The 1787-nt window shown below is 65.4% G+C and carries 1 pseudogene; it reads right to left on the minus strand.

The annotated features are described in order from the left end of the window. Positions 1-34 precede the first annotated feature (34 nt). A pseudogene (locus A7589_RS22550) lies at positions 35-1787 on the minus strand (Tn3-like element TnAs1 family transposase); the annotation flags it as partial.

Genomic DNA, 1787 nt, shown 5'->3' on the forward strand with positions numbered 1-1787 from the left:
AGGGGAGCCCGCAGAATTCGGAAAAAATCGTACGCTAAGGTTTTCCGGGCATCCGTAAGGGCCGAAACTTCCCGTCTTCCAGTCTGCGGCTCTGCCGCCAGACGTAATCGCCGGTTAGGTTGATGTGCTCCCAGCCCAGCGGCGACAGGAATTGCAGCAGCTCGCCGTCCACCGGCTTGCCGGCCTCGACCAACCCCTGGGTGGCGCGTTCCAGGTACACCGTGTTCCACAGCACGATAGCCGCCGTCACCAGGTTGAGGCCGCTGGCCCGGTAGCGCTGCTGCTCGAAGCTCCGATCCCTGATTTCCCCAAGGCGGTTGAAGAACACCGCCCTGGCCAGCGAGTTGCGCGCCTCACCTTTGTTCAGGCCGGCATGCACGCGGCGGCGCAGTTCAACACTTTGCAGCCAGTCCAGGATGAACAGCGTGCGCTCGATCCGGCCCAGCTCGCGCAGGGCCACGGCCAGTCCGTTCTGGCGCGGGTAGCTGCCGAGCTTGCGCAGCATCAGCGAGGCGGTGACGGTGCCCTGCTTGATCGAGCTGGCCAGGCGCAGGATGTCGTCCCAGTGGGCACGCACGTGCTTGATGTTCAGGGTGCCGCCGATCAGCGGGCGCAACGTCGGGTAGGCTTGCACGCCCTGCGGCACGTACAGCTTGGTTTCGCCGAGGTCGCGGATGCGCGGCGCGAAGCGGAAGCCTAGCAGGTGCATCAGGGCAAAGACGTGATCGGTGAAGCCGGCCGTGTCGGTGTAGTGCTCCTCGATCCGCAGGTCGGACTCGTGGTACAGCAGGCCGTCGAGCACATAGGTGGAATCGCGGACGCCGACATTCACCACGCGGGTGCTGAACGGCGCGTACTGGTCGGAGATATGGGTATAGAACAGCCGTCCCGGCTCGCTACCGTACTTCGGGTTGACGTGCCCGGTGCTCTCGCCCCGGCCACCCGCGCGGAAGCGCTGGCCATCGGAGGATGAGGTCGTGCCGTCGCCCCAGTGGGCGGCAAAGGCGTGGCGATACTGGTGGTTGACCAGCTCGGCCAAGGCCGCCGAATAGGTTTCGTCGCGGATGTGCCAGGCTTGCAGCCAGGACAGCTTGGCGTAGGTCAGGCCGGGGCTCGACTCGGCCATCTTGGTCAGCCCGAGGTTGATCGCATCACCGAGGATTGCGGACAGCAGCAACGTCCTGTCTTTGGCCTCGGCCCCGTCCTTCAAGTGGGTGAAGTGGCGGCTGAAGCCCGTCCAGTCGTCCACGTCCATCAGCAGTTCGGTGATCTTGATGCGCGGCAGTAACTGGCTGGTTTGGTCGATCAGCGCCTGCGCCCGATCCGGCACCGCCGCATCCAGCGGGGTGATTTTCAGCCCTGACTCGGTGAGGATGGCATCGGGCAGCTCGTTGTCCTTGGCCAGGCGGGTGACGGTGGCCAACTGCTCGTCCAGCAGCTGCAAACGCTCTTCCAGGTACTGGTCGCTGTTCGGGTTGATCGCCAGGGGCAGGGCCTGCTCGCGCTTGAGTGCGGCGAACTTCTCGGCCGGCAGCAGGTAGTCGTCGAAGTCGCGGAACTGCCGCGAGCCCTTGACCCAGATGTCGCCGGAGCGCAGGGCGTTCTTCAGCTCGGACAGGGCGCAGATTTCGTAGAATTTCCGGTCGAGGCCTTCCGGGGTGATCACCAGCGGCTTCCAGCGCGGCTTGATGAAGGCCGTGGGTGCATCGGCCGGCACCTTGCGCAGGTTGTCGGCGTTCATCTCACGCAGGGTCTGCACGGCTGCCAGCACGCCTTGCGCGGCCGGC

Origin of the sequence: Escherichia sp. MOD1-EC6475 (assembly GCF_003046645.1) — a bacterium.
In the GTDB taxonomy this organism is placed as follows: Bacteria; Pseudomonadota; Gammaproteobacteria; order Enterobacterales; family Enterobacteriaceae; genus Escherichia; species Escherichia ruysiae.